This is a genomic window from Streptomyces sp. CNX435 (assembly GCF_059570575.1).
In genome coordinates, this window is the sequence record NZ_JCANTA010000020.1 from 24,918 (window position 1) to 48,163 (window position 23,246).

Here is a 23,246-nt window from a genome sequence, read left to right on the forward strand (position 1 = left end):
GCGTGATAACGACACCGGCAATTCCGAGATCGCCGTACCGGGCACATTGCCAGCCTTATTACCGGCGCGTAGCATTTCCACGCCGAGAGTCGGCAATACCCCAACCCGGGCTCGCCCACACGACATTGAGGAGATTCTCGATGGCCAGACGGTTGACTCTATCGAGAGGGCAGCGGAATCTGAGCCGCGCGGTGCTGGCGCTGCTCGCGGTGGCGGGCTTCACCGTCGCCACCTCGGGCCCGGCGAACGCCGCGCCCGTCCGGCTCGACTATCCGCTGTCCGGCACGACGCACCTCGCGGGCACCGACTCGGACCTCGAACTGGGCCCGGGGACACTGGAGACCACCGCGGACCTGTCCACCGGTGCGCTCAGCGCCCATACGAAGCTGCCGCCGGCCACCGGCTCCTTCAAGACGCTCGACCTGATCCCGGCGACGGCGACCACCGAGTTCATCGAGACCGAACCCACCACAGGAACCATCAGCTCCGCCACCGGCGAGGTCAGCACGGTCTCGAAGCTCACGCTGCGGATCACCGAGCTGAAGGTCGCCGGGCTGCCGATCTGGGTGGGCGACCGCTGCCAGACCGAGGTGCCCGCCGAGATAGCCCTCACCTCGGAGCCGGGGTTCAACCCGCTCAGGGGCGGCACGCTCAGCGGCACGTACACGATTCCCGAGTTCGAGAACTGCCTGCTCGCCACCCTCGTGATCAACGCGATCATCCCGGGTGAGGGGAACACCATCAGCCTGAACCTCGGCGCCGCGCAGGCGCCGGCCGGCTGACACCCGGTCACGACGGCCCGCCCGGATTTCCCCGGCCCCGGGGAAACCGGGCGGTTTCGTGCTCAGTCGTGGGCGGGCAGTTTCGGGACGTCAGGACTGCACGGAATCGTGCACAGCCGGGACTGGTTCAGCTCGACGTAGTTCCCGGGGCCGGAGATGGCCGCGGTGAAGATCGGGTCCAGGTCCTCGCCGCCCGTGCCGCAGCCGGTGAACGACGGCACCGTGACCAGGCTCTTCAACGCGCCGCCGGTGAAGACCTGGTAGTCCGGGTACTTGCCTTTGAGCACCACGTCGAGGGGCCCGCTCGTCCGGCAGTCGTCACCCACGTCGAGGGGCACGCCGTTCACCTTCACGTCGTAGATCCGCAGGGCCTGGTAGAAGCCCGCCGTGGTCTCGTTGGTCTCGATCCCACCGACCTGCTCGGTGACGATCGTCATGGGCTCGTTCGTGAACTCGGCCTTCGCCGAGACCGGCATGAACCCGTAGGTGAGGAGAGTCACCTCGGAGTCCGGGAGGGTGAACTCCGCGATGTTGCGCGTGCCCCGGTAGATGTTCCCGGGGCCGTAGACCATCTGCTTGTTCACCAGGACGCGGACGCTGTCGAGCGTCGGCGCGTACGGATCGTTGGCGACGAGCGCGCCGTTCAGCTTCTTGGAGTTCACGATGCCGACCGCGGCCGTGCACGTGTAGACGCCCGGCAGATCGATGATCCTCGAACCCTCCGGGGGTTCGATCAGCCGGTCGGGGTCCAGCTCCGCCGTCGGCGGCTGGTCCGGCGGGCACGGCTCGACCTCACCGGTCTCGACGGGCTCGTCCCCCGGCGCCGTTTCGCTGCCGGCGCCCGCGCCGCCGGGCCCGGTGCCGGTGGCGCCGGGAGTACCTTGCCCGGCGCCGCCGTCGTCACCGCCGCCGTCCTCCCCGCCCGGGGTGCCGGACTCGTCCGGGCCGGCGACCGTTGCCAGGGTGGCGTCCCGGGCGTCCGCGAGGACGCAGGTGAGAGTCGTGGCCGCGGGGCCGCCCGGGTCGTCCGGGTCGTCCGTCGGGGACGCTGGATCGGCGGACGGCGAGGAAGCGTCGCCCGACGCCGGGGGGTTGCCCTGGAGTTCCAGCGTCAGCGGGCCGAGGGTGAAGACCACGTCACCGGAGCCGCCCGCCGTCGCCGACGACATCCCGCCGGTGAACGACGCGGTAGCCGTACCGTCCGCCGCCACCTCCGCGGGCTCCGCGGTCGTTCCGGCCCACGGATAGTCGGCGGACTCCTGCCCCTGGGCCACGCTCATCGCCACCGACGCCGACCCGGCGACGGTGGCGGCCCCCTCGGCCGGCAGCCCGTCCAGCAGGTCGCCGCCCAGCGTGGCCGACATCGTCAGATCGCCGGGGCGGATGGCCTCGCCGGAGCGCACAGCGGCCGGGAAGGAACCCGTGAACTCGACCGGCAGGTCGACGGCGCCGCCGCCGGCCGGCTCGCACACGTAGTCGGCGGAGACCGAGACGGTCCCCTCCTGGGCCGCCGAGCCGGAGGCCGGGAGCAGTCCTGCGACGAGCGCACCGAGTGCGATCACGGTGAGCCGCCCGGTACGTGGACTCATCGAACTCCTTCTGAACGGGGGTGGGAACGCCGTGAGCCCGGGGCCGCGGCCGACCGGGAACTCCGGTCGTCCGCGGCCCCGGGCCGGCAGGGCCGGGCGCGTCAGTCCAACGTGATGGTCTGCGGCGGCGAGACGTCGTAGGTGCCGGTGAACGCGGCGTGGTCGCCGTTGTTGATGATGCCCAGGCAGTTCGCGTCGTGGGCGGTGAGGTTGCCGTCCTGGACCACGAGCTGGCTGGTCGCGTTGTCGAAGTACCCGGTGACCTCGCCCTCGTCGGTGGGACCGCCGGGGCCGGCGAACGTCGCCGTGCAGATGCCGTCCTGGTCCGCGATCTTCGCGACGATCCCCGTGATCGAACCCAGCACCCGGTCCGGGTTGCCGGGGTCGGCGCCGGTGATGTTCAGGTCCCAGGGCAGCGTGATCGACGTGTCGACGTCGAACAGGAGCCCGGCCACGGAGCAGTCCGTGAACGTCAGGCTGTTGATGGTGCCGATGCCGGCGCCGTCCAGCCCCGACCCGCTCTTCAGCGTCCCGGCGGCGTCCGAGTCCGTGCAGACGAGGACGGCGTTGGGCACGCCCAGCTGCGTGTCCCCGGAGTGGGCCGTGAACGGCCCGCCCGGAGTGACGGTGTAGGTCGCCTGGGCGGTGGCGGAGGCGGAGCTGACGGTGAAGCCGACGGCCGCCAGAAGGGCTGTTGCTGCGACTGCGGCGCTTCTCGTGAGTCTTCGCACTGCGATTCCCCTCGTGAGTTGAAGTGACGGTTCTGCGCCGCCGCGCCGTCCGCCTCCCGGGAGCAGAGAGCGCGCGGCCTATCGAAACCGTGGGGCGACCCGGGCCCGGCATGCAGACCACAAAAGATGCCCCGACCAGCGCCTTGCAGACCGGTACGTTACGTACGGGTAACAAGTGAACGCAATACCTTAGACCGGGAATCGGGGAACTTCCTTACCGCGGCGTATTTTCTTGTCAGCAACGCAGCATCCGGCCCCCGGACTTTGTCGCGGAGTGCGCAATCGCGCCCGTTCCGCTCCCGTACCGGCGCCGCGCCCCGCATGCTGTCGGCGGAGCCCGGCCGAGCGGGCTCCGCCCCGGGGTGGAGGAGTCATGCAGATGCCGGACGCAGGGCCCGCCGCCGGACTCGTCGAGCCGCCCGAGCCGCTGCCGCCGGAGTTCGCCGCGGTCATGCGACCGGAACTGCCCAGCCTCGTCGAGGAAATAGCTCAGGAGATCAGAAGAGCCATCCCGGAATACGACCAGTTGTTACAGGGCCCGTACGGCGAGGTATTGCAGCAGGGTGTCGAGCAGAATCTCTCCGCATTCGTCGAGCAGGTGGCGAACCCGAATTCCTCGACGGCCCGCAGGGACGACATGTGCAGAAGGCTGGGCAGGTTCGAGGCGTACGAGGGCCGCAGCTTCCAGTACCTGCGCTCGGCGCTGCGCATCGGCGCCCGCGTGGCACTCCGCCGCGCCAAGACGGTGGCCGCGCGCTACAACATCTCCCCCACCCTGATGGCGATGTTCGCCGACGCCGTCTTCGCCCACGTCGACTCGACCGAGGAACTGTGCCGCGAGGGCTATCTGGAGGCGCAGTCGGGCCCGGAGGACGCCGGGGCGCGCCGGCGGCGGCTGCTGCGGCTGCTGCTCGCCGGCGGCGCGACGCCCCTCGCCCATTCCGCGGTCACCGAACTCGCCGACGAAGTCGGCTGGCCGCTGCCGGAGGTGGCGACGCCCGTCGCGCTGGCCGCGGCCCGCGGTCCGGACCCCGGGCCGCTCCCGGACGACGTGCTCGTCGAACTCGCCGACCCGCAGCCGCACCTGCTCCTGCCCGGGCGGCTCACGGCGGAGCGCCGGGCCCTGCTGGACGCGTCGCTGGCCGGCTGCCGGGCCGCCATCGGCGTGACCGTGCCGCTCGACCGGTCCGCGGACTCGCTGCGCTGGGCCCGGCAGGCGGTCGTGCTCGCGGAGACCGGCATCATCCGGGACGAGCCGGTGTTCGCCTGCGACGAGCATCTGGTGGCCCTGTGGCTCACGGCCGACCCGCCCCTCGCCGAAGAGCTGGCCCACCGACGGCTGGCGCCGCTCGCCGGCCACACGCCCGTCCGCCGGGACCGGCTGGTCGACACGTTACGGGTCTGGCTGACGACCCGCGGCACGGCGGCGCGGATGGCGCGGCTGCTGCACGTACACCCGCAGACCGTCCGCTACCGGCTGCGCAGCCTCCATCAGCTCTTCGGCGCGCAACTGGACGACCACGACGAGCGGTTCGCGGTGGAGGTCGCCGTACGGACGCTGCACCTGCGGCAGCGGAGCGACGACGCCTGAGGGCTTCCGGGAGAACTATCACCTGCATACAAAAGATGCGTACAAGCGCTTGCCCGGTGAGTAGTGCCGCATCCACTCTGTGTGGGCTGCAAAGTTCCTCCCGGTAACGACAAAAGCCACGCGCCACACCGCGGTCACCGGTGCGCTGCCCGGCGCCCGCGGATCTTCATCCACCAGTGAGCCGCCGGCACCACCCGTACCGGAGGGCATCCGACCCGCACACCCCCCACCGGGTCGGTGTCCCCATGCCTCGCCGGCGGCGTGAGGGGTAGACGTATGTCGTCCGAAGTGCAGGCGATCGCACTGGCCGAGCCGCCCGAGCCGCTGCCGCGGGAGCTGGCCGCGCTGATCCGGCCCGAGTTACCGAGCCTCTACCGCGAGATCGTCGCGGCGATCCGCCGCGCGGTGCCCGAGTACGGGCTCACGCAGGGCGACGCGTACGACCGGGCCCTCCGGCTCGGCGTCCGGCAGTCGCTCAACACCTTCGCCGACCGGGTCGCGACGCCGCGCAAGCGCGCCGTCCACCTCGCGGAGGTGCACCGAAGACTCGGCCGGTACGAGGCGCAGGAGGGCCGAAGCCTCGACGCCCTGCAGTCCGCGTACCGTATCGGCGGCCGGGTCGCGTGGCGCCGCGCGATGGTCGTGGGCGAGCGCAACCACCTCGCCTCGCACGTCATGAACGCCTTCGCCGACGCGCTCTTCGCCTACATCGACGAGCTGTCGGAGCTGGCCCGGCAGGGCTACCTGGAGGCGGAGGCCGACTCGGCGGAGCGGCTGGAGAGCCTGCGCCGGCGGCTGCTGCGCACGCTGGTCGCCGAGCCGCCCGTGCCGCGCCACACCATCGAGGACCTCGCCGCGCAGGCCCGCTGGCAGCTGCCGGACGAAGTGACGCCGGCCGCGCTCATGCCGACGGAGAAGTTCCCGTCGCCGACCGCGCTCCCCGACGACGTCCTCACCGACACCGCGGGCCCGCACCCGTACCTGCTCATCCCCGGCCCGTTCGACGACGAGCGCCGCGAGTCGCTGACCGTCGCGCTCGGCCGGGCGAGCGTCGCCGTCGGCCTCACCGTCCCGCTCCACAAGACCGCGGACTCGCTGCGCTGGGCGCGGCAGGCCCTCGGCATGGTCGAGTCGGGCGCGATCCGCGCCCCTTCCCCGGTACGGGTCGAGGACCACCTGCTCACCCTCTGGCTGCTGACGGACCCCGCCCTCGTCGAGCAGATGGCCGGCCGCCAGCTCCAGCCGCTGGCCACCGTGACCGCCGGCCGGCGCGAGCGGCTGGTGGAGACGCTGCGGGTCTGGCTGACCACGCGGGGCACGGCGGGGCGTATCGCCGAGCAGCTGCACGTCCACCCGCAGACCGTGCGCTACCGCATGCGCACCCTCGGCCAGCACTTCGGCTCCCAGCTCACCGAGCCCGACCGGCGCTTCGCCCTGGAGGCGACGCTGCGCGCGCTCTGGCTGCGCGACCAGGCGGACCTGCCGGCCACGGGGCCCCTCAACGGGCGTACCCCGCCGCCGGATTGAGAGCAGGGCGAGCGGGGCAGCGGGCTGGGCAGCCGCGCCGCGGAGTGAGCCGGCGTTGTCGGTGGGGCGGCCTACCCCACCGCGACCGATCAACCGCGGCTCCCCGCGGCAGCGCGGTGGCTCGCCGGCTGGCCGCCCCCGCCCGGGAAGCCCGCGCCGCCCTCGGACTCCTCGATGCCCTCGGTGATCTCCTCCAGTTCACCGAGGGCGGGCGCCTCGTCGCCGATATCGAAGCCGGCGCGTACGAGGACCATGGTCGCGGAGTTCGCCGGGGACGGGAACGCGAGCGACTGCACGTAGCCGTCGTCGCCCTCCTTCGTCACGACCTTCCAGCGCACCAGGTAGCCCTTCTCCCCGGCGACCGTGACCTCGCCGGACTCCACCTCGTCGTGCGAGGTGATGCCGCCGTACGACTCGTCGCCGTACGACGCCTCCGCGTTGGGCTCGATGTCCTTCTCCGCGACGGTCTTCGGACTGGTCGCGTCGATGCCGAGCGCGAGGGCGGGCGCGGAGTTCACCCCGCCGCGTACGCAGGTGTCCTTCGGGGACGTCGGGCACTTGTACTCGCCCACCGACACCGAGGCGCCGATCTGCCCGGACTGCCCCTTCCAGCCGTCCGGTACCGGGATCTTGATGCCGCTGGCCAGGTCGGTGGCGAAGCCGTCCTCGCTGGGGATCTCCATCGGCGGCTGACCGCCGTCGGGGTCCTCGGGGTTCTGCTCGCCGCCGTCGGGGTCCTGCGGCGCCGGCGACTCGCCGGGACCGCCGCCCGAGCCGCCGTCGGACTCGCCGCCGGACCCGGGTCCCTCGCCGGGGCCCGGGGACCGGCTCTCGCCGTCCGGTCCGAAGACCACCGGGCCGCTGCCGCCGGCCTCGTCGCCGTCGTCCCCGCCCCACAGCGCGTACCCGCCGGCGATGCCGCCGCCGACGAGGGCCGCGGCGGCCACGCCGATGGCGATTCCGAGGGCGAGGGGGCGCCGGCCCGTCCAACGCCCCTTGCCGGGCGGCGAGCCGGGCCCGGGGCCGAAACCGAGCGGTTCGGCCCCGCCGGATATGACCTCCGTGGGAGGGCCGTTCACGCCGCCGTTCACGCCGCCGGGCAGAGTGTCCTGCGGGCCGGCCCCGCCGGGGCTCTGCGCAGGGACAGCCGGGGCGACAGCAGCGGGCCTGACCTCGTTCGTCCAGCCTTCACCGTCCCACCTCCGCTCCCTCGGCGACTCGTCGTCGCTGCGGTCCGGGTCGGGATACCACCCTGCAGGCGCCATTCCACTCATGTATGCAGGCTATCGGGGCTCCCTGAGAACCGGATGAGAGCGGTCTGAGCCTTCTTGCCGTCCAACTGCGCACAACCTCAGAAGGAGAGCCAGGTCCCGGCCAGACCCTGCTGCCCCACCCCCGGCCGGGAGTAGTCGCAGACGCCCCGGCCGAAGACCGTCCGCAGCCGCTCCCACTCGGCGTCCGTCCAGGTCACGCCGTACTTCGTCGCGTACGTGCCGCGCCGCGGCGGCTCCGTACGGCACTTGATCACATCCGTGGCGATGTCCTCGCCCGCGACCTCGCGCGGGAAGGAGTGCGACGGGTACAGCCGCTCGCACGTGCTGTCCGGATCGCGGTCCAGCGCCTCGGCGACGAACCGTGGCTCGGCGTCCCGGGTATTGCAGCCCTCGCGCAGCTCCGCCGGCTTCGCCGCCACGATCTTGTCGATGCGCGGGGCGGCGGAGGTGTCGGCGGCGAGGTTCGTCAGCCAGCGGTCCATCATCTCCAGGGAGTGCCGGACCAGCGGGCTGGCGGTGCTCTGGCCGCCGTAGCGGCCGTCCTCCATGAGGCTGACCATGTTGGCGGCGGTGCCGTTGGCCTTCTCCAGGCGTTTGCGCACGGACAGGTCGTAGTAGCGCAGGTGGGTGTCGCCCTCGGGGTCGTCGTCGACGTACGCGCGGTACGTGATGATCGGCACGTCCGCGAGCCCGCCGCCGCCGTTGGTGAGCCGGCCGGTGCGGTACGCGATGCGGGTGGCGACCGGGTCGGCGGTGGTGCGGGCGTCGACGATGTGGGCGTCGTGGTCGTAGCCGCCGACGCGCTCGTTCAACTCCAGGAACTGCTCCTTGCCGATCGTCCCGTCGGCGAGCGCGCCGAGGCCGTACTGCACGCCGTCGTTGTCGAGCGGACGGCGGGCGAAGCCCGTGCGGGGGTCGGGGCCGTAGACGTTGATGGCGTGGTCGTAGAGGTCGCAGCGCGCGCCGTCGGGGTTGGTCTCGGGGTCGTACTGCAGCTCCTCGGGCAGCACCCCGCAGTTGCCCTGCGGGTCGATGCGCGCGGCGTCGCGCGCCGTGCCGGTGGCGACGGCGTACGAGGCGAAGCCGGTGACGGCGCGCTTCTGCTCCTCATTCCACGCGAGCTCGGTGTCGCCGGCGAAGTACTCGGTGAGCAGGCGGGTGTCGGTGACCCGGTTCGTCATCGCGAAGCCTACGTCGGGGAAGGAGCAGGCGGGCAGGATGCCGTCGAAGATGCCCGGGTAGTTGTCGACGATCTGGTACGCCTGGTACGAGCCGCCGGAGCAGCCGAAGCCGATGGTGTGGTCGATCGGCCCGTACGCCTCGGTGAAGCGCTCCTTGACGGTCATGGCGGTCTCGGCGGCGGTGAGGTCGTGGCAGTTGGAGCCGAAGACGTTGAGGGACGACGACATGAGGGCGTAGCCGCGGCCGAGCATGAAGGCGTCGGTGACGCCCCCGGTGGTGTCGCCCTGCCGGTACCAGCCGCCGATGCAGCCGCCGCCGAGGGTGTAGACGGCGCGGCCGTTCCAGCCGGCGGGGCGGGTGCGGTGGTCGGGGGCGGGCTCGGCGAGGGGGTCGTGGAGGATCGTGGACTGGTAGATGCCGCGGTTGGCGGTGCCGGTCTCCATGCGCACGATGAACGGGACGGTGCGGCCGGTGGAGGTGGTGGTCCGGCCGAGGTCGGCGGGGTACGCGGTGGCGCCGTCGGGCCAGGCGGTGTAGACGCCGGCGGTGTTCCGGTAGAAGTAGTCGACGCGGGTCCGGGTGGAGCAGTCGTCGTCGAGGGGGGCGCCGAGGGTGCCGCCGACGACGGGCAGCCGGAAGTCGCCGGTCTCGCAGACGAAGGGCTGCTGGTGCGGCCCGGAGAAGACGGGGCCCTGCGCGGGGTGGCCGGTGAGCGTGAGCCGGGCGGGCCGCTGGCCGGGAGCGGTGGCGGTGACGGTGTTGCGGCCGGTGCGCAGGCCCTCGACGAGGCCGGTGAGCGCGCGGCCGTCCGGGGCGGCGGCGAACACGCGGGTGGCGTCGCGCCCGTTGACCTCGACGCGTACGTCGCCGGGGTCGGGGGCCTCGACGCGGAGCAGGGCGTCGCCGGCGGTGACGGAGTCGGCCCGGCCGGAGAGGACGGTGACGTCGAGCCGGCCGGTGGGCTGGGGCGCGGCGGCCTGGGCGGTGAGGGGGAAGGCGAGGAGGGCGGCGAGCGCGGCGGAGAGGGGGACGAGCAGAGCACGGCGTGGGCGCATGCAGGGTCCTCCAGTTCGTTGCGATTTACACTTTGACCGTACGCGTTCAATTCGACCCGGAAAAGACGACCCGTCCCGCGGCTTCCGGTCGGACCAGGCGAACCCCGGGTCCCGGGCGAGTGGGACGATGCCGTCAGGGAGCCGCGCAGGGAGACGCGTAGGGAGGCGGGCGACAGGATGCGTGCCGAGTACGAACCGGCCTGGGAGACCCGCTGCTGATGCGCCGCCGCACCGCCGCCGAGGACCGCGCGCACTGGGAGCGGACCGCGGACCGCATGCTGCTCGCCGTGCGGCCGTACGCGACCGAGGAGCACTCCCTGATCGACCTGCCCGGCGTGCCCAGCGGCAGCGGCCCGCTGAGCGACGGGCTCGAAGGGTTCGCCCGTACGTTCCTGCTCGCCGCCTTCCGGCTGGCGGGGGCGGCGGGCGCCGACCCGCACGACCTCGCCGGCTGGTACGCGGCCGGCCTCGCCGCCGGCACGGACCCGGCCCACCCGCGGCGCTGGCCGGCCTTCGCCGAGTGCAAGCAGGCCAAGGTCGAGGCCGCGTCCATCGCGCTCGCGCTGCACGAGACGCGCCCCTGGATCTGGGACCGGCTGCCGGCGGAGGTCCGGCGGCGGGTGCTGGACTGGCTGGCCCCGATGGTCGGCGACCCGATGCCGGGCAACAACTGGGTCTGGTTCCAGGGCGTCACCGAGGCGTTCGCCCGTACCGCCGGCGGTGCCTGGCGGCAGCAGGACCTCGACCGGACCATCGCGCTCACCGACGGCTGGTACGCGGGCGACGGCTGGTACTCCGACGGCCTCACCGGCGGGGAACGCCGCAACTTCGACCACTACAACGGGTGGGCGATGCACCTCTACCCGCTGTGGTTCTGCCGCATCCTCGGCGACGCGGCCCCCGCCGGGCTGCTCGACCGCTACCGGACGCGACTCGCCCGCTTCCTGGCGGACCAGCGGCTCCTCTACGGCGCCAACGGCTCCCCGCTCGTCCAGGGCCGCTCGCTGACGTACCGGCACGCGGCTCTCGCGCCGCTGTGGACCGGCGCGCTGTTCGACGCCACGCCGCTCGCGCCCGGGGAGACCAGGGCGATCGCGAACCGCGTGCTCGACCACTTCGCGGCGCACGGCGCCACCGACGAGAACGGCCTGCTCACCCTCGGCTGGCACCGACCGTACCGGGGCATCCTCCAGGGGTACTCCGGGCCGGCGTCCCCGTACTGGGCGAGCAAGGGCTTCATCGGCCTCGCCCTGCCGCCCGACCACCCGGTGTGGACCGAGCCGGAGGTCCCGCTCGCCGCCGAGCGGACCGACGTCAACCTGGCCCTGCCCGCCCCCGGCTGGCTCGTCTCCGGCACCGCCGCGGACGGTGTCGTACGGGTCGTCAACCACGGCGGCGACCACACCGACCCGGCCCGCCTCCACGCGGACGACCCCTGCTACGCGCGCTTCGCGTACTCCACCCACACCGCACCCGAGACCCCCGGCGACCCCACCGCGGGCCGCGGCACCGGCGCCGGCGCCGGCGCCGGCCCGCTCGACAACGCGGTCGTCCTTCTCGACGCGGCCGGGCGCGCCTCCCACCGCCGCCCGTCTATCCGGATCTCCCTCGGCGACGCCACCGCCGTCTCGCGCAGCCGGGCGCACTGGCCGGCGGACGCCACGTGGAACCCCTTCGGCGGGCCCGACACCCGGTACGTGGCCGGGCCCTGGATCACCGTGGGCTCCGCGCTGCGCGGCTCGGTCGAGGTGCGGGCCGTACGCGTCGATCCCGCCACCGGCGACGACGCCGCGGCCGGGTACGTCCTGCGTATCGGCGGCTGGGCCCTGGCGGTCGGACCGGAGTCCGCTCCCGCCGCGGGCCGGACGGCCCCGGCCCCGGGCACGGCGCGGGTGGCGGGCGCGGACGGCCTGGTCTCGCTCATCACCGGCGTCGCGGGGCTGCCCGACGCGGCGGTGGTCCCGGGCACCGGCAGCAACGCCCTCGGTGCCGCAACCGCCACCCCCGTCGTGGCGACGCCCGGCCCGGCCCCGTACGCCACCGCCCACGTCGCCCTGATCCACCTCGGCGCCACGGACCCCGCCGCACTCCCCCGGGTCACCGTCCGCCGCCAGGGCGACACGCTGCTCGCGGACGTCTCGTGGCCCACCGGCGTACGCGACACGATCCGCCTCCCCGCGCCGCCGGCCACGCACTAGCCGCCGCACGGGAGCGGGGGCCGCCCGCGGCGCGCGGCTTCAGGACCGGCGCCGTACGGCGAGCGCGGTGAGTTCCTCGATGTCGAAGTGCGAACGGCGGTTCGGCGCGCCGTAGCGGGTCAGCTTCCCGCGGCTCACCCACTTGCGGATGGTGGCCTCCGACACCCCCATGGCCAGCGCGGCGACCTTGGTGGGAACGAGCCTGTGGCTCGGTGGTCTGCTCATGCCTCGCTGCCTTTTCGCTGCCGCTCCATCAGGTGCCGGAGCCGTAGCCACTCGTGTGCCTCCCACGCGTGCCCCGCCGAGCACGCGACGCTCCGGCGGCCCGGCACGTACGCGCCAGGGCGGAGCGAAGCGGTGATCGTCCCGCCGCAGCCGTCCTGGACGCACGCGTGGACGAAGGTGAGGTGCTCGCTCGGGTCGGGATCGATGATCTGCCGCAACTCCCGAACCAGGCCCTCGATCTCGTCGGCGAAATCCGCCGCCGCGGGGTGGGCGGTCAGCCAGCCCAGGTGCTCGGCGAGGAACCGCGCCAGGTGCGGAACCCGCCGCGCCGGCGCGGCGACGCCCAGCTTCTCCACGACCACCCCCGACCACGACTCGAGAAGGGCGCAGAGGTGCAGCCGGGTGTCCAGTACGGAGACATCGAGAGGGTCGAGGCTGCGGCTCGCCGAGACCTTCGTCGGATTGGTCCGCCTGGCGGTCGTCGTCGGCGACGCCTGGTGCAGGCTCTCCCGGTGGAGAGCGGGAAGCTCCCGCAGCTGCTGCTCCATCCGCCTGATGCAGGAATCGCACAGGAGGGAGCCGGCGGCGGCCCTGCTTTCGTGCGGGTGAGCCCGCACGCAGGGACGAGACCCCATCGAAGCCCCCCCTCAGGCGAAACGGTTCCCCCGCCAACCGCTGTGCGTGGAACGGGGTCCCGTGATGGTCGCTTCCAAGACTGTCCTGCCTGTCTTGCGTGCGACTTGACGCTGGCTTGCCGGGGCACCCTCCCGCACCCCCCCGCGCCCTCCGGCAGACACCCGGACGCGGCGCGGGTCGGTTGTATACCAGGCCGTCATGGGCTTCTCTGGCACGGAGAGCCGGACCGTGTCACACTTTCGGGACGTCAGCCATGCCCGGTTTCGGCCACTCGGTTCGGCCACACGGAGGCTGAAGTTCCCCTCCTGTCCGGGTCGAGCCCGGCGTACCCCGCTTCCGCTCCCGCTCGATCACGAGCGCCCCTCGGCCGACGACGGGGGCGGCGGCCCCCGGCTGACCCCTGACCGCCCGCGCCGTCGACGGCCCGGGCGGTCTTCTACCTTCGCCGCTCGCGCCGACCGCGCCCGCGGCACCTCTCGACGAGGCCGGCGGTATCCGGCACGGCCCGGACCCGGGCCTCCCAGGCACGTCCGCGACCGCTTGTCCTTACTCCCTTACTCCCTTACTCCCTCACTCCCTTGCACCCGGCAACTCCGGCACCTGGGCCACCGCTTCGGCATCCCGGGATCTTCGGCAACTCGAAAGGAAACTGAACAATGAGTGATCGTCTGGTCGGCCCCGCAGCCGACGCCGTTTCGCCGTCGATGGCGCCGGGCGCGGACGGGCAGCGGCCCGGGGTCGCGGAGGTGCGGCGCCGGGTCGCGCGCCACTTGGCCGTGCAGGTGGACGGCGAGGGTGCCCTGAGAGACCCGTGCGCCGGCAGAATCATCGAATCCGCACTGCTGCTGCTCCTGCTACGCAAGGAGCGTGCGCTGCCGCGGGTGCAGAAGGAGCTGCAGGAGTACCTGCAGCGGGCCCGGCCGAAGGGCACGCTGGAGCGGGTGGTCGTGGACGCGCTGTCCGGCCGGCCCTGCGAGGTCGACGACCTGCTCGCCGGTCTGAACAAGGCCCGGCACGGCTCCGGGGCGCGCAAGCGGCTGCTGCTGGACACGATTCTCGGGCTGTGCGGGGTGCTGCCGGACGGCACGCGTCCCGATCCGCGGAAGATAGCCCCGCGGCCGCAGGCGGTGTGGACGGAGCTGACGCTGTGCGCGGCCACGATCCTGCATGCGCACGCCCACGCGGGCGCGGGGCAGTCCGGGCCGGCCGGGGACCCGGTGGCCGGGCAGGAGCTGCTGGACTACCAGGAGTTGCTGGTGCGGCGGTTGGCTGCCTTCCCCGCCAGGCGCGTATGGGAGGGGAACGCGCTGTCCCACCTCGTGGCGCTGCACGCGCTGCACACGTACCGGCCCGGGTGTGAGCTGATGCGGGAGGGGATCGAGGCGCTGGCCCGGCTGCGCGGCCCGGACGGCGGCGTGCCGTTCATCGACGGGCAGGAGGTCTTCGTGACCTCGCTGGCCGGGATGGCGCTCGCGCCCGCGCCGGGGCACGAGCCGCTCGCGGCGCGGATGGGGCAGTACCTCGCCTCCCGTCAGCACGCCGACGGCGGCTGGGGCTACAACGAGACCACCACCCAGACCGACGTCGACGACACCGCCCGGTGCGTGGAGCTGCTGCGGACACTGGACGCGGGCAGGTTCCGCCACGGCATCGCCGCCGGGGAGGAATACCTGCGCGCCCGGGCCAACGACGCGGGCGGCTTCCCCACCTATCTGCGGGGCCACGCCTCGGACCTGGACATGACGGCCGGCGCGGTCATCGCCCTGCCCTGGAGCCGGTACGGGGACCTGCTCGGCCCCGCGGTCGACGTGCTCATCGCCGCCCAGAAGCCGGACGGCAGCTTCGAGCCCAGCTGGACGCTGAGCATGTCCAGCGCCATCCTGCGCATCCTGGACGCCCTGGCCTGCGTACCGGCCGCCGAGGCCGCACTGCGGCGGCGCGCCGACGAGTCCATCGCCAAGGCCGTCGCGTTCCTGGACGGGTCCCGGGGCACCGACGGCGGCTGGGGGCACGTACCGGGCAAGGAAAGCGATGTGCTGTCCACCGCGCAGGCCCTGGGCGCGCTGGCCCGGCACGCCCCGCAACTCGACCTCGGCAAGCCGCTGGCGTATCTGACCGACCAGCAGCACGCGGACGGCGGGTTCCGCTCGATCGCCGACCAGGCGGGCCCGCGACCGCTGCCCTTCGACTTCCCCGTCCTGGCCGACGTGCACGTCCTCACCGCACTCAACCGCCTGATCGCCCACGACGCCGCCTGACCGGATCCGACCGTCCGCCCGGCACCGGTCGGCAGGCGGGTCTCGGCCAACAGGCCGATTGCGTACGGCCGTTGAGGCTGGGGGGCATCGGCAGGGGGAAGGGGCGCCGGTAGGCTCCGGGCCACCGGTGCACCTTCGCCGGATCTCCTCTCCCTGGCCAAGCAGAAGAAGAGAAATGAGGACTTCGATGCACGAGACCTCTTCCGAGGGCGCACCCGCCCCCTCCGGGGCGGGCAAGGCGGTCATACCGATCCAGGTCGTGGAGGGCCGCGGGACGCTCACCTTCTTGCGCGTCGTCGCGGCTGTTTGCTTTCTTCAGACCCTGATGCAGGGATTACTGGCCGGAATGCTCATGAACGGCGACGTCGACTCGATCGATCCGCACGGCGTCAACGCCGTCGTGTTCGAGGCCATGGTGCTCCTCCAGCTCGTGGCCGCCATCCTGCTGTGGCGCCGGAACCGCTGGCTGAAGTGGCCGCTCTCGGCGGGCATCGGCATCCTGCTGATCACCTTCATCCAGGTCTTCCTGGGCATGGAGGGCTCGATCGCCGCACACGTCACCATCGGCGTGCTGATGTGCGCGATGGAGACGGCCCTCCTCCTGCGGTCCCTGATGCTGCGCGTGGAGGACTCGGCCGCGACCGCGGCCGCCTGACTGACTGACTGACTGACCGCACCACGACCGGCTCCAGGGGCTGGACCTGCCGACCGGCAGGTCCAGCCCCTGCGTGTGTTGCGGGCGCCGCTGTCGGGACGGGACATACGGACATACCGGTCCGGCGCCCGCCCGCAAGACGCACGATCTTGTCACCTGCCGACGGCGAGGGCCGCCGCGGTCGGCCGCCTATCTTTTAGATCCGACGCACCGCTGAAGCAAGCGGCAAACAAGCCATGCTGCATCGCCAACGGGGGAGTGATGACCGTGAATCCTGGAATCGAACGCCTGTGTGAGGCTGCGGAAGAAGCGGCCAGGCAGGTGGGCCTGGACTGCCCGCGCGAGAAGATGACCGCGGTGCTCACCGCGTTCCCGAACGTCGTCACCGACTCCACGGTCGTGTTCAACATCGTGAACAAGGGGGGCCGGGTCGGGGACATGTCCTTCGACTTCACGGTGCCGCTGGCCGAGGGCGACCCCTACGAGCGTGCCCTGGCGCACGGCCTCGCCGAGGAGACGGACCACCCGGTCCGCGGCATGTTCGCGGACATGCTCGCCACGCTTCCCGTCGACTGCTACGGCGTCGACTACGGCGTCAACGGCGGCTTCAACAAGGCGTACGCCGTCTTCCCGATGGGCCGGCTGCAGGAGCTGAGCAAGCTCGCCGCCGTTCCCGCCATGGCCGACACGTTGTCCAAGTGGCTGGGCACGCTCGCCGGGTACGGCCTGGACGGCAAGGTGTCGACGGTGGCGATCGACCACGCGAACCGCACCTGGAACGTGTACTTCAACGGGCTGTCCTCGCAGCACTTCGAGCGCGCCACCGTCCAGGCGATGCTGCGGGACTTCGGGCTGCCGAAGCCGAGCGGGCAGCTGCTGGACTTCGCCGAGACCTCCTCGGCGCTGTACCCGACGTTCAGCTGGGACTCCCCCGAGATCGAGCGGGTCAGCTTCTCCACCCGCACCACCGACCCGGCCGCGCTTCCCGCGCACATCGAACCGAAGCTCGGCGTGCTCGCCGCCAACGCGCCGTACACGTACGACGGCGACCGCAAGCTGGTCTTCGCCGGGGCGCTGACGACGGGCGGGGAGTACTACAAGCTCGCGACCTACTACCAGATGGCCACGGACGCACACGACCGGGTACGCCGCGGGAGCTGACGCCCGGGCGGCCACGGCACCGCGGGACGGCGCTCGCCGCACGCGCCGTGGGCCGTGGCCGCTCGCGCGCGGTGCTCAGAACGCGCGTTCCGCGGGCGGCAGGTCGGGGAAATCCGCCGACTCGCTCACCTGCGCCCACTTCTCCACGTCGGCCAGCGCGCCGCGGTAGACGCGGGTGAGATTGCGCACCGCCTCGGCGCCGAGCGGGAGCCGCAGCGGCGCGTCGGGGGCGTCGAGCACGTCGCGGATCACCCGGGCGGCGCGTACCGGGTCGCCCTCCTGGATGCCGTCGGCCTCGGCCATGTTCGCGCGTACGGTGCCGATGACCTCGTCGTAGACGGCGTTCTCCGGTGCGGTCTTGAGCACGTCGGCGGCGTTGAACGCGGTACGGAAGCGGCTGGGCTCGACGACGAGCACGCGGATGCCGAAGGGTGCGACCTCGCCCGCGAGTGCCTCCGACCACCCCTCCAGCGCGAACTTCCCCGCCGAGTAGCTGCCGACGGCGGGGAACGACATCCGCCCGCCCTGGCTGCTCATCTGCACGATCGCGCCCGCGCGCCGCTCCCGCAGGTGCGGCAGGACGGCACGCACGTACGCGGCCGGGCCGAACAGGTGCTCCTCAAGCATGGCCCGCAGCGCGGCGTCCGTGACCTCCTCCGCGGCGCCGACCTGGCCGACGCCGGCGTTGTTGACGAGCACGTCCACGCGCCCGAACACCTCCAGCGCCCGCTGTACGACCGCCTCCGCTCCGTCCGTGTCGCGCACGTCGTGCTCGACGGGCAGCAGCCGATCCGGGTACCGCGCCCGTAGCTCACCGAACCGCTCGACCCGCCGCGCGGTCCCGGCCACGTTCTCGCCGGCCGCGAGCGCCGCCTCGGCGAGCGCCAGGCCGATGCCCGAGCTGGCGCCCGTGATGATCCATACCTTCGCGTCGTTCGTCGTGGTCATGGCACCCGACCGTAGGATCTGGAGCGCACTCGAAGGCAAGCGCACCCTCTCCCCCGCCCGGCCGCCCTCAGCCGTCGCCGTCGCCGTCGCTGTCTCCGTCGAACGACGCGCGGGCCCGCCGCACGTCGGGCAGGGTGACGGCGGTCCAGCCCCAGAGCGCGTCGATGAGGTCCTGCAGCGTCTTCCCCAACGGCGCGATGCGGTACTCGACGGCGACGGGCCGCGTGCTCACGACGACGCGCTCGACCATCCCGTTGCGCTCCAGGCGCCGCAGCGTCGCCGTGAGCGACTTCTGCGTCACGGCGGGGACGGCCCGGCGCAGCTCGTTGAAGCGCCGGGGCCGCTCGCAGAGCTTGTCGAGCACCTGCAGCGACCACTTGTCCAGCACCTGGTCGAGCAGCTCGCGGTGTTCCTCCGTGAGCTGCGGCGGCTCGGGCGCGGGTGGAGAGGTATCAGGCACGAAACCTAGTCTCGTTGAAGTTCCCTCCGGATACAAGGTAGACTATGGATACCTATCGGGAACAGTGAAGGGACCTCTCATGGCCGTGCAGTACCTCACCCCCGAGGGAATGTTCCAGCCCGTGCCGTACCACCACGTCTCGGTCGGCACCGGCACCCGCCACGTCCACGTGGCCGGCCAGATCGCCCGCGACGCCGCCGGCCACCCCGTGGCGACGGGCGACCTCACCGGCCAGGTCGCACACACCCTGCGCAACACTGCCCGCGGCCTGACCGGCGCCGGAGCCGGCTTCGCGGACGTCGTACGCCTCAGGTTCTTCGTCACCGACTGGAGCCCCGAGAAGTACGACCCCTTCGTGGCGGGCATCGACCAGGTCGCCGGCGAACTCGGGATCCCCCGGCCGCTGCCGCCGGTGTCGGTCATCGGCGTGGACTACCTGTTCGAGCCCGACGTACTGGTCGAGGTCGAAGCGTTCGCCATCCTCGACTGACAACCCGCCGAACCCCCGGCCCCCACCCGGCCGCGCCACCCCACAACCGCAGAGCGATACACTGTCGCGGGCGGCCCGGGCCCACAGCCCGGCCCACCGCACGCCTCCGTAGCTCAGGGGATAGAGCACCGCTCTCCTAAAGCGGGTGTCGCAGGTTCGAATCCTGCCGGGGGCACATGGCGATGACGCGAACGCGATCGTTACTCGTGCCGGCCGCGCTGCTCGCCGTCGCGCTGACCGCGTGCAGTGGCTCGGACGAAGCCGCCGGCGGAAGTGACCGGAGTGAGGAGCCGTCCTCCTCGTCCGCCGCCCCGGCCCCGAGCGCGACGTCCCACGAGGCCGTATGCGTGCGGCTGATCACCTACTGGGCTCACGACCAGCTCAAACCCGGCGGCGGCAGCCAGTCGGACTACCAGCAGAAGGGCCTGTCCGACGGGCAGAACACGATCCTGCTCGATGTCGTCGAGCAGGCCAAGGAGGAGCGGCGGAACAACGGCGACGCCGCGGCCCGGGAGCTGGTGGAGCGCGAAGTGAAGGAGCGCTGCGCGGAGCGGTACGAGGGCGAGGGCTCCGGCGAGCCGTCTGCCGGCTGGCCCCAGTAGCGCGGCGCTGCGGATCGCCGCGGGCCGCAGGCCGCCGGGCCGCGGCCCGGCGGCTCAGGCCGCCGCCGGGTCCTTGGCCGGTGCGGCGCGGGCCGCGGCGGTGCCCGCGAACAGCGAGCCCAGCACGGCGCCGGCCGCGATCAGGAACGTCAGCGTGTAGCTGACCCCCGCGAGCGCGCCGCCGATCAGCCCGGCCAGGCCGATGGCCACGTCGAAGAACGACGTCACGGCGCCCAGCGCGGCGCCGCGTTCGGACTCCGGCGCGGCGTCGATGGTGAGGAGCGCGAGCGCGGGATAGAGCAGCGTGAAGCCGCCGCCGGCGATCAGCGCGCCGAGCGCGGCCAGCCACAGGTCGGACGCGAACGCGATCAGCACCATGCCCAGCGCCTCCACCGACGCGGAGAACACCACCACCGGCAGCGCGCCGACCCGGTCGGGGATCCGGCCCGCCACCACCCGCACCGTCACGTACGCGACGCCGAACGCGCTGACGACGACGGACCCGTGGGCCACGCCGCGGTCCGTCATCGCCAGCGCCGCGAAGCCCGCCACCATCGCGTAGCCGAAGGAGCCGCACGCCAGCGACAACCCCGGCAGCACGGCCGAGCGCGGCAGCAGCTTGCGGGAGACCGCGGCGCCCCGCTCCACCCGGTCGGTGAGCGCGAAGATCACGCAGAACGCGACGGCCGGCAGCACCGCGACCGTGGCCCACACCGCGCCGAACGACCCGGCCCGGTGCACCAGCTCGCCGAGCACGGGGCCGAGGGCGAAGCCGCTCCACATGGCCAGCCCGTAGAAGCCGACGATCTGCGCCCGCCGGTCCTGCGGGGCCAGCGACACCGTCCACAGCGATCCGGCCATGAAGAGCATCGCCTCGCCGACGCCCAGCAGTACCCGCGCCGCGTACAGGCCGGGCAGGCCGAACGGCAGCGCGTACAGGCCGGCGGTGGCCACGACGAGCACCGCGCCGAACAGCATCACCCGGCGGCAGCCGGTGCGCTGCGCGAGCTGCCCCGCGTACGGGCGCACCAGCAGCGCCACCACGCCGGAGACGGTGAAGGTGACGCCCACCTCGAACGCCGAGCCGTCCAGCTCGTCCGTGACCAGCTTGGGGATGATCGGGATCACCATGCCGACGGCGGTGAACGTGCAGAGCAGTGCGGCGATCAGGCCGGCGAAGGTGCGTGCCCACCGCTGTTCAGTCATCTGCCCCTCCCGGGACCACGTGGTAGAAGTGCGTCGGCAACTGCAGGGCCACGCCCTCGTAGACCTCGGCGCACACGGCGGTGCCGGGCGCCGCGAAGGTCCCGGGCGGCGGCTCCGCCACCTTGATCACGGAGTGGCCGGCCTCCAGCAGCCGCGCCGCCATCGCGAAGTCACCGACGATCGCGTGGCCGGGCGCCACGTGCCGGTTGCGGCAGATCATGACCTTCTCCCGGGCCAGGTCGGTCAGCAGGCTGCCGGAGCCGACCAGCTCGCCGTAGTAGTCCCGGGGGTTGACGATGATGGCGTGCCCGGTGCCGCCGGTCTGCTCGATCTCGTCGAAGGCGGCCAGCACCCCCTGCGCGTACGAGCCGGAGTACGGCAGCGGCGCCAGTTCGGGGTGGCGCAGCAGCTCGACGGTGAGCGCGCGGTTCTCCGCGGTGCCGAGCCGCACCATCAGGCGGCGGTCGACGAACGACGCCAGCGACTCCGGCTCGTCCGCGAGCCGGTCGGGTATCTGCACCCAGCCGGCGATGGGCGCGACGCCGTACGCCGCCGTGGCGAAGCGGAAGTCCGCCTCCCGTAGCCGCTCGCCCGCCGTGCGGGGCGCGGAGCCGCCGGGCCGGGACTCGAACCAGGAGACGAGCGCGCCGGTGTCGACGCGCACTTTGCGGAAGAGGTTGCGTACGGTCAGCCGGGGGCGGTCGGCGGTCGGCTGGAAGGCGTCGCTGAGCGTGAAGTCGAAGCGGACCTCCGCCGACGCCGGGTCGGTGCGGAAGGCGTGGGCGAACTGCTGTCCGGGGGTGGCGGTGCGGATCTCGGTGGCGGGCATGTCTCTCCTCCTGTGCCGGGTTTCAGAGGGCGTGTTCGACGAGCCGCTGGTAGTAGGGGAGATGGTGGTCGTAGTACGCGCGCAGCCGCGGGTCGTCCTCGACGGTGACCTGGTGCCGGGAGCGCGGGGCGGTGAAGCCGGAGCTGGCGCTGGCGTCCAGGTGCCAGCGCCGGTTCTGCCGCCACTGGGGCAGCTCGCCCGGGTCCCAGGTCAGTGCGGCGGGCAGGAAGGGCAGGCCGACCGCCGCGCAGTACGCGGCGACCGTGCCGGCCGGGTCGGCGAGCAGCCGCTCCGCGGCGACGACCACGGGCCGGACGCCGGTGGTCTTCCACGCCAGCTCGAACAGCGCCCACTGGTGCTCGTAGCCGACCTCGTCGCGGGTGAACTCCGGCTTGACGGCGTGGTGCGAGGCGATGGTCGCCGCGGGCTCGCGGACGATGAACGTGTGCCGGAACCCGGCGATCGACTCGGGGTGGGCAAAGAGGTGGTCGTAGTGGTACTCCAGCGTGTCCTTGAAGAACACCGGGCCCGCCGCGCCCAGTTCGGCCAGGTGCGCGAGCAGCTCCGCGTACGACCGTACGATCGTCGTGCCGCCGTCGGGGCCCGGCAGCGCCACCTCGCCGTGGTCCGTGAGCAGCACCAGCGGCTCATGCACCACCGTGACGTCGCCGCGCTCGGTCATCATGCGCAGAAACGCCGTCGACACCGAGCGCGGGTGCGCCCACAGGGCGATGACGCCCGCCCGCGCCCCGGCGCCGTCGCCCCCGCTCACATCGACCACGTCGTGGGCCGCCGGTCCCACCGGTGCCGGCGCAGCTCGGCCAGCAGCTCGGCGTCGAGCGGCGGGGCGTCGGAGACCGCGACGTTGGCGCGTACGTGGGCGGGTTTGCGCATGCCGGGGATGACCGTGCTCACGGCCGGGTGGTGGAGGATGAAGCGCAGCGCGAGTTCGGGCAGCGTCATCCCCTCGGGGAGCACCTTCTTCAGCGCCTCCGCCCGGTCGACGGTGGGGCCGAGGTTGTCCGGGCCGAAGTAGACCGCGCGCCAGTCGTCTTCGGGGAACGCCGTCTGGCGGGTGAGCCTGCCGGTCAGCCCGCCCTCGTCGAACGGGACGCGAGCGATGATGCCGATGTTGTCGCGCTGCGCGCGCTCGAACAGCTCGTCCTCCGGCGCCTGGTCGAAGATGTTGTAGATCACTTGGACGACGTCGACGAGGCCGGTGTCGAGCGCCCGCATGCAGTTCTCCGGCTCCCAGCGGTTGACGCTGATGCCGAAGCCCTCGATCACACCCTCCGCCTTGAGGTCGGCGACGACCCGCTGCCAGCGTTCGTCGCCGGCCCACCTGTCCTCCCACACGTGGAACTGCAGCAGGTCGATGCTGTCGGTGCCGAGGTTCTCCAGGCTGCGGTGCACGTACTCGCGCACGTGGTCGGCCGGGAAGACGTCGTCGAGCGTGTCGTCCTTGCCGGGCGGCCACTCGCGGTTGAGCGGCGGCACCTTCGTCGCGGTGTAGAGCCGCCGCTCGGGGTGGCGCTTCAGCAGCGCCGCGAGCAACTGCTCGCTGACCCCCCTGCCGTAGACCCAGGCGGTGTCGAAGAAGGTGCAGCCCAGCTCCACCGCCAGGTCCAGGCAGTCGGGCGCGACGTCGTAGTCCCAGCCGGTGAAGCCGCCGGGGCCGCCGCCGATGCCCCACATTCCGTAGCCGATCTCGCTGACCTGCCAGCCGAGCCGGCCCATGGTCCGATTCCGCACGAGTTCCCTTCCGTTCACAGTTCTGTTCGGTTCCGTCGGCTTGCCTAAGGTACGTCCGGCCCGGCCGCCCCGCGGCGGCCGGGCCGCTCTCGCGG

General features: G+C 72.8%; 21 protein-coding genes and 1 tRNA gene. 10 read left to right on the top strand and 12 right to left on the bottom strand.

The window, feature by feature from the left end; translation table 11 throughout:
• The first annotated feature begins 191 nt into the window (after positions 1 to 191).
• Positions 192 to 782: a hypothetical protein gene (locus T328_RS27030; RefSeq protein WP_496498890.1), complete on the top strand. Its 591-nt coding sequence runs from the start codon at positions 192 to 194 to the stop codon at positions 780 to 782.
• Between the two features lie 62 nt (positions 783 to 844).
• On the opposite strand, the gene T328_RS27035 is transcribed toward T328_RS27030, so the two are convergent.
• Together T328_RS27035 and T328_RS27040 are read right to left on the bottom strand one after the other, a co-directional pair.
• Entirely contained in the window at positions 845 to 2,371 is a 1,527-nt protein-coding gene (locus T328_RS27035; RefSeq protein ID WP_496498793.1) for a DUF6801 domain-containing protein, read from the bottom strand.
• 101 nt (positions 2,372 to 2,472) lie between these two features.
• Positions 2,473 to 3,057: a hypothetical protein gene (locus tag T328_RS27040; RefSeq protein ID WP_496498891.1), complete on the bottom strand. Its 585-nt coding sequence runs from the start codon at positions 3,055 to 3,057 to the stop codon at positions 2,473 to 2,475.
• Positions 3,058 to 3,481: 424 nt separating this feature from the next.
• Here T328_RS27040 and T328_RS27045 point away from each other — a divergent pair, with 424 nt between their 5' ends.
• Entirely contained in the window at positions 3,482 to 4,693 is a 1,212-nt protein-coding gene (locus T328_RS27045; RefSeq protein ID WP_496498794.1) for a PucR-like N-terminal domain-containing protein, read from the top strand.
• Positions 4,694 to 4,969: 276 nt separating this feature from the next.
• On the top strand, positions 4,970 to 6,220 hold the full coding sequence (locus T328_RS27050) for a PucR-like N-terminal domain-containing protein (RefSeq protein ID WP_496498795.1): 1,251 nt from the start codon (positions 4,970 to 4,972) through the stop codon (positions 6,218 to 6,220).
• Between the two features lie 89 nt (positions 6,221 to 6,309).
• On the opposite strand, the gene T328_RS27055 is transcribed toward T328_RS27050, so the two are convergent.
• Positions 6,310 to 7,494, bottom strand: a complete 1,185-nt coding sequence (locus T328_RS27055) for a DUF2510 domain-containing protein (protein ID WP_496498796.1) — start codon at positions 7,492 to 7,494, stop codon at positions 6,310 to 6,312.
• Positions 7,495 to 7,571: 77 nt separating this feature from the next.
• Positions 7,572 to 9,731, bottom strand: coding sequence for a DUF6351 family protein (locus tag T328_RS27060; RefSeq protein ID WP_496498797.1), 2,160 nt, complete (start codon positions 9,729 to 9,731; stop codon positions 7,572 to 7,574).
• A 218-nt stretch (positions 9,732 to 9,949) separates the two neighbouring features.
• Here T328_RS27060 and T328_RS27065 point away from each other — a divergent pair, with 218 nt between their 5' ends.
• Positions 9,950 to 11,929 carry a DUF2264 domain-containing protein gene (locus T328_RS27065; protein ID WP_496498798.1) on the top strand — a complete coding sequence of 660 codons (1,980 nt, stop codon included), beginning with the start codon at positions 9,950 to 9,952 and terminating at the stop codon, positions 11,927 to 11,929.
• Between the two features lie 39 nt (positions 11,930 to 11,968).
• Here T328_RS27065 and T328_RS27070 read toward each other — a convergent pair whose 3' ends face one another.
• Positions 11,969 to 12,154 (bottom strand): MerR family transcriptional regulator, encoded by a 186-nt coding sequence (locus tag T328_RS27070; RefSeq protein ID WP_496498799.1) that lies wholly within the window; start codon positions 12,152 to 12,154, stop codon positions 11,969 to 11,971.
• Entirely contained in the window at positions 12,151 to 12,702 is a 552-nt protein-coding gene (locus T328_RS27075) for a hypothetical protein (RefSeq protein WP_496498800.1), read from the bottom strand. Before T328_RS27075 ends, T328_RS27070 begins: the two co-directional genes overlap by 4 nt.
• Before the next feature lie 744 nt (positions 12,703 to 13,446).
• On the opposite strand from T328_RS27075, the gene T328_RS27080 reads away from it, so the two are divergent.
• The 3 genes from T328_RS27080 to T328_RS27090 all read left to right on the top strand — a co-directional run bounded on the left by T328_RS27080 (position 13,447) and on the right by T328_RS27090 (position 16,864).
• The gene (locus T328_RS27080; RefSeq protein ID WP_496498801.1) at positions 13,447 to 15,048 is read left to right on the top strand and encodes a prenyltransferase/squalene oxidase repeat-containing protein; all 1,602 of its coding nucleotides are present in this window, start codon (positions 13,447 to 13,449) and stop codon (positions 15,046 to 15,048) included.
• A gap of 187 nt (positions 15,049 to 15,235) precedes the next feature.
• Positions 15,236 to 15,703: a hypothetical protein gene (locus tag T328_RS27085; protein ID WP_496498802.1), complete on the top strand. Its 468-nt coding sequence runs from the start codon at positions 15,236 to 15,238 to the stop codon at positions 15,701 to 15,703.
• A 267-nt stretch (positions 15,704 to 15,970) separates the two neighbouring features.
• Positions 15,971 to 16,864 (top strand): aromatic prenyltransferase, encoded by an 894-nt coding sequence (locus tag T328_RS27090; RefSeq protein ID WP_496498803.1) that lies wholly within the window; start codon positions 15,971 to 15,973, stop codon positions 16,862 to 16,864.
• A gap of 75 nt (positions 16,865 to 16,939) precedes the next feature.
• Here the strand turns inward: T328_RS27090 and T328_RS27095 are convergent, their stop codons facing one another.
• Together T328_RS27095 and T328_RS27100 are read right to left on the bottom strand one after the other, a co-directional pair.
• Complete coding sequence (locus T328_RS27095) at positions 16,940 to 17,812, bottom strand: SDR family NAD(P)-dependent oxidoreductase (protein WP_496498804.1); 873 nt, start codon at positions 17,810 to 17,812, stop codon at positions 16,940 to 16,942.
• Between the two features lie 67 nt (positions 17,813 to 17,879).
• Positions 17,880 to 18,272, bottom strand: a complete 393-nt coding sequence (locus tag T328_RS27100) for a winged helix-turn-helix transcriptional regulator (RefSeq protein WP_496498805.1) — start codon at positions 18,270 to 18,272, stop codon at positions 17,880 to 17,882.
• 79 nt (positions 18,273 to 18,351) lie between these two features.
• Here T328_RS27100 and T328_RS27105 point away from each other — a divergent pair, with 79 nt between their 5' ends.
• The 3 genes from T328_RS27105 to T328_RS27115 all read left to right on the top strand — a co-directional run bounded on the left by T328_RS27105 (position 18,352) and on the right by T328_RS27115 (position 19,364).
• Positions 18,352 to 18,762 carry a RidA family protein gene (locus tag T328_RS27105; protein ID WP_496498806.1) on the top strand — a complete coding sequence of 137 codons (411 nt, stop codon included), beginning with the start codon at positions 18,352 to 18,354 and terminating at the stop codon, positions 18,760 to 18,762.
• Between the two features lie 102 nt (positions 18,763 to 18,864).
• Positions 18,865 to 18,937, top strand: a tRNA-Arg gene (locus tag T328_RS27110).
• Between the two features lie 7 nt (positions 18,938 to 18,944).
• Positions 18,945 to 19,364, top strand: a complete 420-nt coding sequence (locus T328_RS27115) for a hypothetical protein (RefSeq protein ID WP_496498807.1) — start codon at positions 18,945 to 18,947, stop codon at positions 19,362 to 19,364.
• A 54-nt stretch (positions 19,365 to 19,418) separates the two neighbouring features.
• Here T328_RS27115 and T328_RS27120 read toward each other — a convergent pair whose 3' ends face one another.
• From T328_RS27120 to T328_RS27135, 4 genes are read right to left on the bottom strand one after another with little or no spacing between them, the layout of a single operon-like run.
• Positions 19,419 to 20,570 (bottom strand): MFS transporter, encoded by a 1,152-nt coding sequence (locus tag T328_RS27120; protein ID WP_496498808.1) that lies wholly within the window; start codon positions 20,568 to 20,570, stop codon positions 19,419 to 19,421.
• Positions 20,563 to 21,399 carry a family 3 encapsulin nanocompartment shell protein gene (locus T328_RS27125; protein WP_496498809.1) on the bottom strand — a complete coding sequence of 279 codons (837 nt, stop codon included), beginning with the start codon at positions 21,397 to 21,399 and terminating at the stop codon, positions 20,563 to 20,565. Before T328_RS27125 ends, T328_RS27120 begins: the two co-directional genes overlap by 8 nt.
• A 22-nt stretch (positions 21,400 to 21,421) precedes the next feature.
• Positions 21,422 to 22,171: a sulfotransferase-like domain-containing protein gene (locus T328_RS27130; protein WP_496498810.1), complete on the bottom strand. Its 750-nt coding sequence runs from the start codon at positions 22,169 to 22,171 to the stop codon at positions 21,422 to 21,424.
• Positions 22,168 to 23,151, bottom strand: a complete 984-nt coding sequence (locus tag T328_RS27135) for an aldo/keto reductase (RefSeq protein ID WP_496498811.1) — start codon at positions 23,149 to 23,151, stop codon at positions 22,168 to 22,170. The genes T328_RS27130 and T328_RS27135 overlap by 4 nt, the downstream gene beginning before the upstream one ends.
• Between the last annotated feature and the right edge of the window lie 95 nt (positions 23,152 to 23,246).